Consider the following 16665-nt stretch of genomic DNA (forward strand, 5'->3'; position numbering starts at 1 on the left):
AAATAAAGGTTTATCCCCTCCCGTAATTGGACAAAATGGTAACAACTTTTACGCGGAGGGGATTTTCTATGTATAAAGGAAAGTTAAAACAAATTCTACTAATAACTGATGGATATTCTAACCATGGTGAAGATCCGTTAGCTGTTTCAAGCCTGGCACAAGAATATGGTATTACTGTAAATGTAATTGGAATATTAGATGAAAATGTACAAAGTGGCGACGGTTTAAAGGAAATCGAGGAGATTGCTAGAGCAGGTGGGGGAATTAGCCAAGTCGTTTATACAAAGCAACTTTCTCAAACAGTCCAAATGGTTACTAGAAAAGCGATGACACAAACAATTCAAGGATTTGTTAATAAAGAATTAAAGCAAATTTTAGGCAATAGCAATTCGATTGAATCACTCCCTCCTTCAAAGCGAGAAGAGGTATATGAGGTTGTAGAGGACATCGGTGAAACTGTAGGGTTAGAAGTTATTATTTTAGTAGATACGAGTGCTAGTATGAAAGACAAGCTAGAAACTGTTAAGGAATCATTATTTGATTTACAAATTAGTTTAAACTCAAGAACAGGAGAAAATGCCTACTCATTATTCATATTTCCTGGGAAACACGATGATGTAGACAAATTATTAGATTGGACACCTAAATTAGAAAAACTAAATACAATTTTTCCTAAGTTAACGATGGGTGGTATGACACCAACTGGTCCTGCTTTACGTGAGGCTTTAAACTATTTTAATGAACAAAACTACAATAGAGGTATTAATGGTGATGATGAACAATCAATTGAATGGGCAGATTAATTTAGCGCCTGGGACTCACATTACTGGAAAGTGGAATAAAAACAAATACGAAATTAAGAGTTTACTTGGAAATGGAGCAAATGGAACAGTTTATCTAGCTTCTGGAAAAACTGGAGATGTTGCTATTAAACTAAGTAAAGATTCTACTAATATCACGAATGAAGTAAATGTTTTAAAAAAAATCACACAGGTCCAGGATTCATTCCTTGGGCCTTCTTTTATCGATGTAGATGACTATATAAATCCAGGTACAAATGAATGCTACTATTACTATGTTATGGAATACGTAAATGGTGTAAGTTTACCAAAATTTATTGAAAGAAACGGAATGGAATGGAGTAGTATTTTTATCATACAAGTTTTATCATTGTTAGATAAATTGCACCATAAGGGCTATATTTTTGGAGATTTAAAAACAGACAATTTACTAGTTACGAAAGAGCCGAATAAAATCCAGTGGATCGATTTTGGAGGGGTTACTCAAATTGGCCGTGCTGTTAAAGAGTTTACGGAGTTCTTTGATCGTGGCTACTGGGGCTTAGGTTCTAGAAAAGCAGAAGTTTCCTATGACTTATTTGCTGTTACGATGATTTTTATCCACTTGCATTGTAAAAAGCAATTTTTAAAAAATGGACTAGGTATAAAACAATTGGAACAAGTAATTAGTCAAACGCAAACCCTTATTCCATATAAAGAGTTTCTAATGAAAGGTTTAAAAGGTGAGTATGTTAGTGCAAATGCCATGAAACAGGCTCTATTAATGTATGAGCAATTGATAAATGCTACAAAAAAGAAGAAGAGTAAAAAGGTTCAAACTACTACAGCACAAACAAATTCAATGAATCAAACAAGGCAATCAAAAAAGCAAAATCAGACAGCTAATCAAACATCACAATCAAACAAACATAGTCAGCCAGCAAATCAATCTAGAAATTCAACTAGTCAGAATCAAAAATCTAATCAATCGACACAGACAAGATCAAGGAACAATGTCCAAGTAAAGCAAAAGAAGAAAAGGATTCATTGGTTCGAAACATCGACCATTCTCATATTAATGGGCTTGGCTTATGCATTATATTTTTATTATCAAATGTAAATTATAGTACTCCAATAGTGTGAATGGTAACATATATATATGAATTTTACTTTCATTTAGGAGTATAGATAAATGGTAATTAATCAATTAAAGGAATTTCTAAAACAAAACAATATTATTAGAAATAGTGTAATTGTGATCGGTGTTTCTGGAGGTCCAGATTCAATGGCGTTAGCTCACTCTTTATTATCAATTAGAGAAGACTATGGGTTTTCGATTATAATCGCACATGTAGACCATATGTTTAGAGGACAAGAATCTCTAGATGATTTGGAATATGTTAAGAACTGGTGCCTCCAAAATAACGTTAAATTTGAAGGTAGAAGTATAAACGTAAATCAATATATCGATGAAACGGGATTAAGTGGTCAATTGGCGGCAAGGGAATGTCGATATCGTTTTTTTGATGAAACGATGAAGAAATACGAAGCGAACTATTTAGCGTTAGGTCATCATGGAGAAGACCAAGTTGAAACGATTTTGATGAGGTTAACAAGAGGTAGTTCGCAGATCGGTTACGCTGGGATTAGGGAAAAGAGATCTTTTAGTACGGGCGAAATTATTCGTCCATTTTTAGATTTAAGAAAACAAGCATTAACTACATATTGTCTCGAACAAGGTATTATTCCTCGAAAAGATCCAAGTAATGATAAAGATGCATACACAAGAAATCGATTTAGACATCATATTCTACCTTTTATTTTTGAAGAAAATCCAACTGCACACAAAAGATTCCAGCAGTTTAGCAGACAGCAATTAGAAGATGAACTATATTTAATGGAATTAACTGAAGACGCAATGAATACAGTTATTAAAAATAAAGAAAAGCAAGCAGTCACTATTGATGTTAAACAGTTTTTAAATATGCCTATATCTTTACAAAGGAGATGTATTCAACTAATATTAGAATATGTCTACCTATATATCCCTAAAGGCTTGACACAAGGGCATCTTAATTCAATTCTGACTTTATTACGAAATGAAAAATCCACGTGGGAGCAGCATTTACCTGAAGGACTTTTTGTCACACGCTCATATAATGAATGCACGTTTACATTCGAACAATTGAATGTGAAGGATTATACTATTTCTATTAATGGGCCTGGTGTTTACGAACTACCAAATGGTTTTTCAATAAAAGTTGAATTAAAAAGTTATGAACCAAAAAAAGACACGTTTATTTGTTCTATCAAGGATGTTTCTTTTCCACTCATTGTACGGAATCGAAAGAATGGTGATCGAATGTCATTAAAGGGTATGAATGGGTCAAAAAAGTTAAAAGATATATTTATTGATGAAAAAATGAAACAATCATTACGTGATGAATGGCCAATAATTACGGATAGTCAAAATAATATATTATGGGTACCTTTCGTAAAGAAATCTGCATTTGAAAGAAATTTTTCGACAGATGAGTCACTCATTGCAATACAGGTGGTTTCTAAGAGTTTCTAGGAGGAAAAAATGAAACAAGACATTCAAGAAGTATTAGTAAGTGAAGAGGCAATACAACAAAAAGTAGTAGAATTAGGTGCAGTACTAACTGAAGAGTACAAAGACCGTTTTCCACTAGTAGTGGGTGTTTTAAAGGGAGCTCTTCCGTTCATGTCTGATCTTATCAAGCATATTGATACATATATCGAAATTGATTTTATGGATGTTTCTAGTTACGGACATAGCACAGTTTCTTCTGGTGAAGTAAAAATTGTAAAAGATTTAAATACTTCTGTAGAAGGAAGAGATGTAATCATTCTAGAAGATATTATTGATAGTGGTCTAACTTTAAATTATTTAGTTGAACTATTTAAACATCGCAAAGCTAATTCGGTTAAAATCGTTACTTTATTAGATAAGCCAAGCGGACGTAAAGCAAATATTGAGGCTGATTTAGTTGGTTTCGAAGTACCAGATGCTTTCGTAGTAGGATATGGTTTAGATTATATTGAGCGTTATCGAAATCTGCCGTATGTTGGCGTTTTAAAGCCTGAAGTTTACACGAAATAAGTCAAGTTTTATTCGTTTGTTTACATGGTATAACTATGCTACTATATAAAGTAATTAAATTGAAAGAGAGGAGGTTTGGAATTGAATCGAATTTTCCGTAATACAGTCTTTTACATATTAATCTTCTTAGTTGTGATTGGTGTTGTTACATATTTTAATGGGCCAGAATCTCAAGTTAAGAAAGTAAGTTACGATACATTTTATACTAAGTTACAAAAAGGAGATGTTAGCAGTTTAACATCTATCCAACCTAAAAATGGAGTGTACATAGTAAGAGGTCACTTTACAGATGTAAAAAAAGGCGAATCTTTCCAAACTCAAGTACCAATTAGTGACGAAACGACAAAAATAGTTAACAAAGCAGTTGCTGACTATAAAATAAAGGCTAATTGGAATCCAGCTGAAACAACAAGTGCGTGGGTGCAAATCTTCACTTCACTTATTCCATTTGTTATTATTTTCATTCTGTTCTTCTTCTTAATGAATCAGGCACAAGGTGGCGGAAGCCGTGTTATGAACTTTGGGAAGAGCAAAGCTAGACTTTATAATGACGAGAAAAAGAAAGTGCGATTTAAAGATGTTGCAGGTGCAGATGAAGAGAAGCAAGAACTTGTTGAAGTAGTAGAGTTCTTGAAGGATCCTCGTAAATTTTCTGAATTAGGTGCAAGAATTCCTAAAGGGGTACTATTAGTAGGACCTCCTGGAACAGGTAAAACATTATTAGCAAGAGCTGTTGCAGGAGAAGCTGGAGTTCCATTCTTCTCAATCAGTGGTTCTGATTTCGTTGAGATGTTTGTAGGGGTCGGTGCTTCTCGTGTTCGTGATTTATTTGAAAATGCGAAGAAAAACGCTCCTTGTATCATATTTATAGATGAAATTGATGCTGTAGGTCGTCAACGTGGTGCTGGATTAGGTGGAGGTCACGATGAGCGTGAACAAACATTAAACCAGTTACTTGTTGAAATGGATGGCTTCGGTGCTAACGAAGGTATCATCATCATCGCTGCAACAAACCGTGCTGATGTTCTAGACCCAGCGTTATTACGACCAGGTCGATTTGACAGACAGATTACGGTAGATCGTCCTGATGTAGTAGGACGTGAAGCAGTATTAAAAGTTCATTCAAGAAATAAACCATTATCACCAGAGGTAGACTTAAAAGCGATTGCTCAAAGAACTCCTGGTTTCTCTGGTGCTGATTTAGAGAATTTATTAAACGAAGCGGCATTAGTTGCGGCTCGACGTGATAAAAAGAAAATCGATATGCTTGATATTGACGAAGCAACTGACCGTGTAATTGCGGGTCCTGCTAAGAAGAATAAAGTTATATCTGAAAAAGAACGAAAAATTGTTGCGTTCCATGAAGCTGGACACACGGTTATTGGCCAAGTGTTAGATGAGGCTGAAATGGTTCATAAAGTAACAATTGTACCTCGTGGTCAAGCTGGTGGTTATGCAGTAATGCTTCCAAAAGAAGATCGTTACTTTATGACAAAACCGGAATTACTTGATAAAATTACAGGTCTACTTGGTGGACGTGTTGCTGAAGAAGTGGTATTTGGTGAAGTAAGTACAGGAGCTCATAATGACTTCCAACGTGCAACAGGTATTGCTCGTCGTATGGTTACTGAGTTCGGTATGAGCGATAAACTAGGTCCATTACAGTTTGGTCAATCTCAAGGAGGAAATGTATTCCTTGGTAGAGACTTTAATAATGAACAAAATTATAGTGATAAAATTGCTTATGAGATCGATGTAGAGATCCAAACAATCATTAAAGAGTGTTATGCAAAAGCAACTGATATTATTAAGACGCATCGCGATAAATTAGACTTGCTTGCTAACACATTATTAGAAGTTGAAACTTTAGATGCAAAAGGCATTAAGAGTCTTTGGGAACAAGGCACTCTTCCTACATCTCCAACTTCAAAAGATGAGGTTAAAGTCAACATATCTAAAAAGAATGATGAGCCAACTGAGCCTAAAATCACAGAATAAAAATTAAGAGTGTCTTTCTAGACACTCTTTCTTTTGTTTATTGGTGAAAAATAGGATCTTGTCTATTGAGGAAATCAGTTCATCGAAGTGTTTTAGTGCATCAATGTGTACCTATATGCACGGCAGAAAGCATCTATTTTTAAACTACTATCAACTTATGTTATCATTACTTTTAAAGTGGTTAAAAAATGTAATTGAGACAAAAAATATAAAATAAATGTTTTATTTTTGAAATGGAGAGACGGTGGATTATATGTTATTTGTAATCGATGTAGGAAATACAAATACTGTTTTAGGTGTTTACCAAGAAGATGAGTTAATACATCATTGGAGAATTGAGACGAATCGTTATAAGACGGAAGATGAGTATGGTATGGTCATTGGTTCATTACTTGAATATGCGGGTATTGGATTTGATGAATTTCATGCGGTTATTATTTCTTCAGTCGTCCCACCGATTATGTTCTCATTGGAAAGAATGGCAACAAAATACTTTAAACAAAAGCCACTAATCGTAGGTCCTGGTATAAAAACAGGTTTAAACATAAAATATGATAATCCGAAAGAAGTGGGTGCGGACCGAATTGTTAATGCGGTTGCAGGAATTGCACAATACGGAAGCCCGCTGATTATTGTAGATTTTGGAACGGCTACTACATATTGTTATATAGATGAAAATAAAAATTACATCGGTGGAGCAATTGCACCAGGTATCAACATTTCAACAGAGGCTCTATATACAAAGGCTTCAAAACTGCCTCGTATAGAGCTTTCAAGACCTTCAAATATTGTCGGCCGCACAACTGTAGAAGCAATGCAGGTTGGAATCCTATATGGTTATGTAGGTCAAGTTGAAGGGATTGTAAAACGAATGAAAGCTCAAGCGAAAGTAGAACCTACTGTTATAGCAACAGGTGGACTTGCAGCATTAATATCTAAGGAATCAGATATTATTGATGTCATGGATCCATATTTAACCTTAAAAGGTCTACATTTAATTTATAAACGAAATTCATAAAAAGGGGTACAATATGAAAGATTATTTAGTAAAAGCATTAGCTTTTAACGGTGAAGTCCGTGCATACAGCGTTAGATCAACAAATATTGTAAAAGAAGCACAAGAACGTCATGATACTTGGTCAAATGCTTCTGCTGCATTAGGCCGTACACTAACTGCTGCTACGATGATGGGTGCTATGTTAAAAGGCGATGAAAAATTAACTTTAAAAGTTGAAGGTAATGGCCCAATTGGTCATATTTTAGTCGATAGTAATGCCAAAGGTGAAGTGCGAGGATATGTACAAAATCCGCATGTACAAACTGAACTTAATAAGCATGGAAAAATTGATGTAGCTAGAGCTGTTGGTACTGTAGGTACAATCTCAGTCGTTAAAGATATTGGTATGAGAGAACCTTTCACAGGTTCAGTACCTATTGTTTCAGGTGAACTTGGAGAAGACTTTACTTACTATTTTGCTGTATCTGAGCAAACTCCTTCATCTGTAGGTGTTGGTGTATTAGTAAACCCGGATCATTCAATCTTAGCAAGTGGTGGATTTATTATTCAAATTTTACCTGGTGCAAGTGAAGAATGTATCACTCAAATTGAAAATCGTTTAAAAACGATTAAACCAGTTTCTAAACTGATTGAGGAAGGCCTAACTCCAGAAGAAATTTTATATGAAGTGTTAGGAAAAGAAGAAGTGAAAGTTTTAGAAACGATGGATGTAAAGTTCCAATGTCAATGCTCAAGAGAGAGAATTGAGGGTGCTCTTTTAAGTATTGGTAAACAAGAATTACAATTAATATTAGAAGAGGATGGAGAAGCAGAAGTAACATGTCATTTCTGTAATCAACCTTATCATTATTCAGAAGAACAATTAAAAGAACTAATTAACAAATTGTAGGTGAAAGTTGAAGGAATTTGTCGAGCTTTCTTTTCATAATTTATTATGAATTTCATACAAGTTATGTATAAGAGAAAGTAATTGACAGATTCTTTTGTTTTTTACATAATGTATATTAAACAGGTCAATATACTAGGGATTAGGAGTGGATGGAATGAAAGTTGCAAATTCAGTTTATGAATTAATCGGAAGAACTCCAATTGTAAAACTTAACAGATTAGTAGATGAGGACAGCGCGGAAGTATACTTAAAACTAGAATTTATGAATCCTGGTAGCAGTGTCAAAGATCGTATTGCTCTTGCGATGATTGAGGATTCAGAGAAAAAAGGTTTAATAAAACCAGGTGATACAATTATTGAACCAACTAGTGGAAATACTGGTATTGGATTAGCGATGGTAGCAGCGGCTAAAGGCTATAAATCGATTCTGGTAATGCCAGAAACAATGAGTATTGAGAGACGAAACTTATTACGTGCCTATGGCGCAGAATTAGTTCTAACTCCAGGCCCTGAAGGAATGGGAGGAGCAATTCGTAAAGCAGATGAATTAGCAAAGGAAAATGGTTATTTCGTTCCACAACAGTTTAATAATCTTGCAAATCCTGAAGTCCACCGTTTAACAACTGGTCCTGAAATTGTTGAACAAATGGGAGACCAACTTGATGCATTTATTTCAGGAGTTGGTACAGGAGGAACAATCTCTGGTGCGGGAGCTGTTTTAAAAGAAGCTTACCCTGGAATTAGTATTGTTGCAGTTGAACCTGAAGACTCTCCTGTTTTATCAGGTGGTAAACCAGGTCCGCATAAAATTCAAGGTATTGGAGCAGGTTTTATACCTGAAACATTAAACACGGATATTTATGATGAAATCGTTCAAATCAAAAATGATGATGCAATGGAAACAGCTAGAAAAGTAGCAAAAGAAGAAGGTATACTTGTTGGTATTTCTTCTGGAGCTGCAATTAGTGCTGCATTACAAGTTGCAAAAAAACTTGGAAAAGGTAAAAAAGTACTTGCGATTATTCCAAGTAATGGAGAACGTTATTTAAGTACAGCATTATACCAATTTGAGTAATTTTAAAATCCCTTTGCAATCTGCAAAGGGGTTTTTTGTATTTCCATAAAATGCTTTGATGTATACTTCTTACTTTTTGTGTAAAATGAAAAAAGAAGTGCTATCAGAGGGGGATATTCACGTGAATTATGAAATCTTTTCAAAAGTTATCAATTATACTACACCTTTTTTTAAATACTTTGTAGAAACGGCAAAAGAGAAAAAGAATGCTGTACTTCTTGAAAGTGGTCGTGACGGTAGGTATTCAATTATGGCATCTAATCCTGTTGCGAAGTTATATGGGAAAGGTAATAAATTAACGGTCGAAGTTAGCTCGGGGAAAGTGGAGTATGAAGGAAATCCAATTGATTTAGCAAAAGAATATCTTTCTAAATACACTGCAAAAAAAAGAAATGACCTTCCACCATTTCAAGGTGGAGCAATTGGTTATTTCACATATGACTGTAACCATTATATTGAAGACTTACCATCAATGGCTGAGGATGTCTACAATATTCCAGATGTTTATTTATTAATTTTCCATGAAGTTGTTATTTATGACCATGAAGAAAATCAATTATATTTTATCGTTGTCGATGAAGTGAATAATGCTGTTAAGGCACAAGAACAACTAAACTCTTTAGAAGAATTCTTCATTAGTGAAATAGAACAAATCGATTTATCTAGAAGAACTTCTACCGAAGAGATTGAAAAAACGATTTACATGTCTGAACAAAAATTTACGGATGCTGTAGGAAATGTTAAAGAATATATTAGTGCAGGGGATGTATTCCAGGTGAATTTATCTGTACTACAATCTGAGACGCTGGTAACAGATCCACTGTATATATATGAACAGCTTAGAGAAATAAATCCTTCACCTTATATGTCCTATTTAGATTTTGACGAGTTTCAAATTGTTAGTTGCTCACCGGAGCTATTAGTAGCAAAACGTGATCAAGAAGTTTGGACAAGACCAATAGCTGGTACAAGATCTCGCGGTAAAACAGTTGAAGAAGAACAACAACTGATGGAAGAACTACGTTCAAATGAAAAAGAACAAGCTGAGCACATTATGTTAGTTGATTTAGAGCGCAATGATTTAGGAAGAGTATGCGAATATGGCACTGTTGAAGTAGACGAACTATTAGTAATCGAAAAGTATTCGCATGTAATGCACCTTGTTTCTAATGTAAGAGGTGAGTTACAAAAGAATAAAGATTCATTTGATTTATTAAAGGCAGTATTTCCCGGGGGAACAATAACAGGAGCACCAAAAATCCGCACGATGGAAATTATTGAAGAACTAGAGCCAACCAAGCGTGGCATTTATACAGGTTCTGTAGGATGGATTAGCTTTACTGGAGATATGGAGTTAAACATAACGATTCGAACAATGATTACAAAAGACCAGCAAGCATTTGTACAAGCTGGTGCTGGTATTGTTATTGATTCTAATCCAAAACATGAGTATTTAGAAAGCCTGAAGAAAGCTCAAGCTTTATGGACAGCTAAGAAAGTAAGTGAAGAAAAAGCAAAGTTGGGTGGGAATGTAAAATGATATTAATGATTGATAACTATGATTCATTTACCTATAATCTAGTTCAATATTTAGGCGAATTAGGTGAAGAGTTAATTGTTAAACGAAATGATGAAATAACTTTAGAAGAAATCGAAGCATTAGCCCCATCTTATTTGATGATTTCACCAGGACCTTGTACACCAAATGAAGCTGGAATTAGTTTAAAAGCAATTGAACACTTTGCCGGGAAAATTCCAATTTTGGGTGTATGCTTAGGACACCAATCAATCGCTCAAGTATTTGGAGGTGACGTAGTTCGTGCAGAACGCTTAATGCACGGAAAAACATCGGCAATAACGCATGAAGGATTAGGATTGTTTAATGACTTACCTTCGCCGATTGACGTGACACGTTATCACTCTTTAATCGTTAAAAAAGAAACATTCCCTGAGGAGCTTGAAATAACAGCTTGGACGAATGAAGGAGAAATTATGGCTTTAAAACATAAGACATTGCCGATTGAAGGAGTACAATTTCATCCGGAATCGATTATGTCTCAATTCGGTAAAGAAATGCTTAGAAACTTTTTACAAGCATACAAACCGGCTAGGAGTACAGTATGAAACTATATTTTAATGGAGAATTCTTGAATGATCATGAAGTGAAAATTTCTCCGTTTGATCATGGCTTTTTATATGGTTTAGGAGTATTTGAAACTTTTCGGATTTACAATGGGCATCCATTTTTATTATTTGATCATTTAAAGCGTTTAAGAAAATCGTTATTAAACCTAAATATCGAGTGGAATTTGCTAGATGAGGAAATACAAACGATTTTAAATCAGTTAATTGAATTAAATGACTTACAAGATGCGTATATCCGTTTGAATGTTTCAGCGGGTGACGGTGAAATAGGCTTATACACTGGTGTATATTCGAATCCAAATACAATCATTTTTATTAAACCTATGCATGAAAGTAATATTTTAGAGAAAGAAGGGGTAATACTAAATACCCCTCGAAACTCTCCTGAAGGAAAAGAGCGATTAAAGTCTCATCATTATTTAAATAATATAATCGGGAAAAAAGAGATTGGTAACTCACCAAGAATAGAAGGAATCTTTTTAAACAAAGATGGGTTTCTTTCAGAAGGTATCGTTTCAAATCTCTTCTTTATTAAACAAGACCGATTATATACACCACATGTTGATACAGGAATCTTAAATGGGATCACCCGACAGTTTGTAATTCATTGGGCTAAATTAAAAGGAATTACGGTTGAAGAGGGCTTCTACACGGAGCAACAGCTGCTAAATGCAGATGAAATATTTATTTCAAACTCAATTCAAGAGATTATTCCAATTACTACAATTGGTGAGCGCATCTTTAATGTTAGTGAAAATAGTGTAATAAAGGAATTGCAAAAGGATTATAGGCTTTACCGAAAAACCTTATTAAGCATGAATGAAATGGAAAGAAGTGAACAAGTGTGAGAAGAGCAACGAAACCTTTGATTTGTGGAAATTACTCATTACCAATTCAAAATGAAACAATTGTGATGGGGATATTAAACGTAACTCCGGACTCATTTTCTGATGGTGGTCGATACAACGAAATTGAATTAGCAATTCAACATGCAAAGAAGTTAATTGCTGATGGAGCAAAAATTATCGATGTTGGTGGGGAATCGACAAGACCAGGTGCTGCCACAGTTGATGTAGAAGAAGAGTTAAGAAGAGTAGTTCCAATTATTACAGCGCTAGCTAAAGAAATTGATGTCCCAATTTCAATTGATACATATAAATCTGAAGTAGCAAAGCAAGCAGTTGAAGCAGGAGCCACAATCATTAATGATGTGTGGGGAGCAAAGAAAGATCCCAAAATTGCTGAGGTGGCTGCAGCGTACAATGTACCTATTTGCTTAATGCACAATCGAACAGATGAAAACTATTATAGTTTAATGAGCGATCTCGTCTGTGATTTAGTAGAAAGTATTCAGATTGCAAAACGTGCAGGCGTTAAGGACGAAATGATTATATTAGATCCAGGTGTTGGTTTTGCGAAATCAGCTGAGCAGAATTTAGAAGTTTTAAACCAAATGGAGCAAATCAAAGCATTGGATTACCCAGTGTTACTTGGTACTTCTCGAAAAAGGTTCATTGGGGAGGTTCTTGGAACTGAAGTACATGAACGAATGGAAGGTACAGGGGCTACAGTCTGTTTAGGTATTACGAAAGGCTGTGAAATCGTGCGAGTACACGATGTATTAGCGATTTCTCGTATGACTAAAATGATGGATGCGATGTTAAAGATAGGAGTAAAAAATGGATAAAATTTATGTAACAGGTATGAGATTTTATGGATACCATGGTGTATTTAAAGAGGAGAAAACATTAGGGCAACGATTTAATGTTGATTTAATTGTCGAATTAGACACAAAAAAAGCAGGAGAAACGGATGATTTGGCGTATTCAGTAAGTTACGCAGACTTATTTAAAACCTGCCAAGAAGTAGTTCAAGGTCAGTCTTATGATTTAGTTGAATCAGTAGCTGAAGAAATTGCCAAACAAATATTAACTACATACAATTTAATTCAACAATGTACTGTAAAAGTCGTAAAACCAGATCCACCAATACCAGGACATTATGATTTTGTAGCAGTTGAAATAACAAGAGGTCGCATATGAAAAATGAAGCATTTCTAAGTTTAGGAACGAATATAGGCGATCGAGAAGGTTTTCTTACAAAGGCAATTAGGGAATTAGCGAATCATCCCGATATTCAAGTAGAACAAATATCTTCTATCTATGAAACAGACCCAGTAGGATACGTTGACCAAGATCCATTTCTAAATCTTGTTATTAAAATTTCTACCAATTTGACACCACACCAATTACTTGATGTTACACAAGGAATTGAACATTTTCTTGGTAGAAAAAGGGAGTTGCGTTGGGGTCCAAGAACAATAGACCTTGACATTTTACTCTATAATCACGAAGATATAGAAGTTGAGCACCTAAGAATACCACACCCAAGAATGTTTGAAAGAAGCTTTGTATTAATCCCCTTAAAAGAAATTAACCAAACAATTAAGGTTGAAACTAAATTTTTAGAGGATAAAGGAGTTCGATTATGGAAGCTGAAAAGTGGGGTAGACGGATTAGGGCTTTTAGAAAATTAAAAGGTTATACCCAAGAAGGCTTTGCAAAAAACCTTGGAGTTTCTGTTTCAGTGTTAGGTGAAGTTGAGCGAGGAAATCGTATGCCAACAGAACAGTTTTTGCATGAATGTGCAAAACAATTAAAGGTGAGTGTCGAGGAATTATCAATATAGATTTAAATTGTATTAGAAGGAGGATGGGATGTGCTGAAAATTGGTGACATCGAGATGAAGAATCCCGTCGTATTAGCACCGATGGCCGGAGTTTGTAACTCTGCTTTCCGCTTAATTGTAAAAGAATTTGGTGCAGGCTTAGTATGCGCAGAAATGATAAGTGATAAAGCTATTCTCCTCAATAATAAAAGGACATTAAATATGCTTTATATGGATGAACGTGAAAAGCCATTAAGCTTACAAATTTTTGGTGGTGAAAAATCAACATTAGTTGAAGCTGCTAAGTACGTTGACGAAAATACGAATGCAGATATTATTGATATTAATATGGGATGTCCTGTTCCTAAGATTACAAAAGTAGACGCAGGAGCTAAATGGCTTTTAGACCCTAATAAAATTCATGAAATGGTATATGCTGTAGCACAGAATGTAAGTAAACCAGTTACCGTTAAAATGCGTCTTGGATGGGATGATGATCATATTTATGTAGTAGATAATGCAAAAGCAGTTGAAGCAGCAGGTGGAAAAGCAGTTGCAATCCACGGAAGAACGCGATATCAAATGTATGAAGGGAAATCTGATTGGAGTTGGATTAAAGAAGTTAAAAATCAGGTTTCGATTCCGGTAATCGGTAATGGCGATGTAGAGACTCCTCAAGATGCCAAGCGTATGTTAGACGAAACAGGCTGTGATGGCGTAATGATTGGCCGAGCTGCATTAGGGAATCCATGGATGATTTATCGTACAGTTAAATATTTGGAATCTGGAGTGTTAATGCCAGAACCAGAACCGCGTGAAAAAATTGATGTATGTTTATTGCATTTAGATCGATTAATTAATTTGAAAAATGAACATGTAGCTGTAATGGAAATGAGAAAACATGCTGCATGGTATTTAAAAGGCTTGAAAGGTACTGCATTAGTCCGTAATCAAATTAATGAAGTTAGTACTCGTGCTCAAATGGTCGAAGTATTAACAACATACGTTAATGAAGTGGAAGTAAAAATGAAAGCTGCTCAAGCTTTGTAAGTTTGACAGGTTTAACTTGACAAAATATAATAAGTTATAGTAAACAAAACTGCCAGATCGAATTACTGGCAGTTTTTCTATTAAAATCATATTGTATTTAAATATTTATTGAATAATGACGTGGAGTTGAGAAAATGAGTCACGAAGAATTAAATGATCAAGCCCTTATACGTAGGGAGAAATTAAAAACACTTGAAGGAAAAGGTATCGATCCATTCGGTAAGAAGTTTGTGCGCACACATTCTTCAAGTGATCTATTAGCACAATTTGACCAGTTTTCTAAGGAAGAATTAGAAGAAAAAGCAATTGTTGTTTCATTTGCAGGTCGAGTAATGACTAAACGTGGTAAAGGTAAAGCTGGATTTGCACATGTTCAAGATTTAAATGGACAAGTTCAAATTTATGTACGTAAAGATGCTGTAGGCGAAGAACAATATGAAATCTTTGATATTACTGATTTAGGTGATATTGTAGGTGTTACTGGTGTGGTATTCAAAACGAATGTAGGGGAATTATCTATTAAAGTTAAAGAATATACATTCCTTTCAAAAGCGTTATTGCCACTTCCTGATAAATTCCATGGTTTACAAGATGTTGAGCAACGTTACCGTCAAAGATATTTAGATTTAATGAATATGGACAGCCGACAAACATTTATTGCTCGCAGTAAAATTATCCAATCTATGAGACGTTATTTAGATAGCCAAGGTTATTTAGAAGTTGAAACTCCTATGTTACATGCTATTGCAGGAGGAGCTTCTGCAAGACCATTTATCACTCATCATAACGCGCTTGATATGGAATTATATATGCGTATTGCAATTGAGCTACACTTAAAACGACTAATTGTAGGTGGACTTGAAAAAGTTTATGAAATTGGTCGAGTATTCCGTAATGAAGGTATTTCTACTCGCCATAACCCAGAGTTTACGATGATTGAATTATATGAAGCTTATGCTGATTATGCTGATATCATGGAACTTACTGAGAATCTAATCGCTCATATTGCTAAAGAAGTATTAGGTACTACAACTATTCCTTATGGTGAGTATACGGTGAACCTAGAGCCAAAATGGACTCGACTTCATATGGTAGATGCGATTAAAGAAGCTTGTGGAGTAGATTTCTGGCCAGAGATGTCAGTTGAGCAAGCAAGAGAATATGCTAAAGAACATAATGTTGAAATTAACGAGAATATGTCTGTTGGTCATATTATTAACGAATTCTTTGAACAAAAAGTTGAAGAAACATTAATTCAACCTACATTTATTTATGGTCACCCTGTTGAAATTTCACCGCTAGCGAAAAAGAATGCTGACGATCCACGTTTTACTGATCGTTTTGAGTTATTTATTGTGGCGCGTGAACATGCTAACGCATTTACAGAGTTAAATGATCCAATTGACCAAAAAGAACGTTTTGAAGCACAGCTAAAAGAACGTGAGCTTGGTAATGATGAAGCACATATGATGGATGATGATTACATCGAAGCATTAGAACATGGTATGCCACCAACTGGTGGTCTTGGAATAGGTATTGATCGATTAGTTATGTTGCTAACTAATTCTCCTTCAATCCGTGACGTTCTACTGTTCCCATTAATGAGACATAAATAAGATTTTATAATTAACTGGCTAAAGGAATACTTTTAGCCAGTTTTTTTATGATTTGATGTATCTTTTTAAAAGAATAAGGACATCATTTATTTATTGGAATCTGCTATAAACTATCTGAATAAAAAGAATTTAAATTTAGGTATTGTATTTTGTTTTTATAGGTGTTATATTATTAAACGTTGTCACGTTAATTCGAAACAACAACGAAAAAAACTTTTAAAAAAACATTGACAACATTCGAAAGAAAATGTTAAGATGTTTAAGTCGCCTAAAGAGCGATAAAGTGATCTTTGAAAACTAAACA

The 16665-nt window shown here is 34.7% G+C and carries 17 protein-coding genes; all 17 read left to right on the top strand.

Annotation, left to right across the window (positions count from 1 at the left end; genetic code table 11):
• Positions 1-68: 68 nt before the first annotated feature.
• Entirely contained in the window at positions 69-803 is a 735-nt protein-coding gene (locus tag CN925_RS10640) for a VWA domain-containing protein (RefSeq protein WP_098846227.1), read from the top strand.
• Positions 772-1899: a protein kinase domain-containing protein gene (locus CN925_RS10645; protein ID WP_098846228.1), complete on the top strand. Its 1128-nt coding sequence runs from the start codon at positions 772-774 to the stop codon at positions 1897-1899. The genes CN925_RS10640 and CN925_RS10645 overlap by 32 nt, the downstream gene beginning before the upstream one ends.
• 72 nt (positions 1900-1971) lie before the next feature.
• Positions 1972-3354 (top strand): tRNA lysidine(34) synthetase TilS, encoded by a 1383-nt coding sequence (gene tilS / locus CN925_RS10650; protein WP_098846229.1) that lies wholly within the window; start codon positions 1972-1974, stop codon positions 3352-3354.
• A gap of 9 nt (positions 3355-3363) precedes the next feature.
• Positions 3364-3903, top strand: a complete 540-nt coding sequence (hpt, locus tag CN925_RS10655; protein ID WP_098846230.1) for a hypoxanthine phosphoribosyltransferase — start codon at positions 3364-3366, stop codon at positions 3901-3903.
• Positions 3904-3984: 81 nt separating this feature from the next.
• Entirely contained in the window at positions 3985-5901 is a 1917-nt protein-coding gene (gene ftsH, locus CN925_RS10660) for an ATP-dependent zinc metalloprotease FtsH (protein WP_098846231.1), read from the top strand.
• Between the two features lie 253 nt (positions 5902-6154).
• Positions 6155-6919, top strand: coding sequence for a type III pantothenate kinase (locus CN925_RS10665; protein WP_098846232.1), 765 nt, complete (start codon positions 6155-6157; stop codon positions 6917-6919).
• Positions 6920-6932: 13 nt separating this feature from the next.
• Positions 6933-7808 (top strand): Hsp33 family molecular chaperone HslO, encoded by an 876-nt coding sequence (gene hslO / locus CN925_RS10670; protein ID WP_098846233.1) that lies wholly within the window; start codon positions 6933-6935, stop codon positions 7806-7808.
• Between the two features lie 154 nt (positions 7809-7962).
• Complete coding sequence (gene cysK, locus CN925_RS10675; RefSeq protein WP_098846234.1) at positions 7963-8883, top strand: cysteine synthase A; 921 nt, start codon at positions 7963-7965, stop codon at positions 8881-8883.
• A gap of 121 nt (positions 8884-9004) precedes the next feature.
• Positions 9005-10423: an anthranilate synthase component I family protein gene (locus CN925_RS10680; RefSeq protein WP_286138323.1), complete on the top strand. Its 1419-nt coding sequence runs from the start codon at positions 9005-9007 to the stop codon at positions 10421-10423.
• A complete protein-coding gene (gene pabA, locus CN925_RS10685) occupies positions 10420-11007 on the top strand; it encodes an aminodeoxychorismate/anthranilate synthase component II (RefSeq protein WP_098846235.1) in 588 nt (195 codons plus the stop codon). The genes CN925_RS10680 and pabA overlap by 4 nt, the downstream gene beginning before the upstream one ends.
• Positions 11004-11876: an aminodeoxychorismate lyase gene (pabC, locus tag CN925_RS10690; RefSeq protein WP_098846236.1), complete on the top strand. Its 873-nt coding sequence runs from the start codon at positions 11004-11006 to the stop codon at positions 11874-11876. Before pabA ends, pabC begins: the two co-directional genes overlap by 4 nt.
• A complete protein-coding gene (gene folP, locus CN925_RS10695) occupies positions 11873-12715 on the top strand; it encodes a dihydropteroate synthase (RefSeq protein ID WP_286138324.1) in 843 nt (280 codons plus the stop codon). The genes pabC and folP overlap by 4 nt, the downstream gene beginning before the upstream one ends.
• Positions 12708-13070: a dihydroneopterin aldolase gene (gene folB / locus CN925_RS10700; RefSeq protein ID WP_098846237.1), complete on the top strand. Its 363-nt coding sequence runs from the start codon at positions 12708-12710 to the stop codon at positions 13068-13070. The genes folP and folB overlap by 8 nt, the downstream gene beginning before the upstream one ends.
• Positions 13067-13564, top strand: coding sequence for a 2-amino-4-hydroxy-6-hydroxymethyldihydropteridine diphosphokinase (gene folK, locus CN925_RS10705; RefSeq protein ID WP_098846238.1), 498 nt, complete (start codon positions 13067-13069; stop codon positions 13562-13564). The genes folB and folK overlap by 4 nt, the downstream gene beginning before the upstream one ends.
• Positions 13516-13716 carry a helix-turn-helix domain-containing protein gene (locus tag CN925_RS10710; protein WP_098846239.1) on the top strand — a complete coding sequence of 67 codons (201 nt, stop codon included), beginning with the start codon at positions 13516-13518 and terminating at the stop codon, positions 13714-13716. The genes folK and CN925_RS10710 overlap by 49 nt, the downstream gene beginning before the upstream one ends.
• Positions 13717-13746: 30 nt before the next feature.
• Positions 13747-14745 (top strand): tRNA dihydrouridine synthase DusB, encoded by a 999-nt coding sequence (gene dusB / locus CN925_RS10715; protein WP_098846240.1) that lies wholly within the window; start codon positions 13747-13749, stop codon positions 14743-14745.
• A gap of 134 nt (positions 14746-14879) precedes the next feature.
• Positions 14880-16361 carry a lysine--tRNA ligase gene (gene lysS / locus CN925_RS10720; RefSeq protein WP_098846241.1) on the top strand — a complete coding sequence of 494 codons (1482 nt, stop codon included), beginning with the start codon at positions 14880-14882 and terminating at the stop codon, positions 16359-16361.
• The last annotated feature ends 304 nt before the right edge of the window (positions 16362-16665 follow it).

Source organism: Bacillus sp. AFS055030 (genome assembly GCF_002574545.1).
Classification (GTDB): domain Bacteria; phylum Bacillota; class Bacilli; order Bacillales; family Bacillaceae_G; genus Gottfriedia.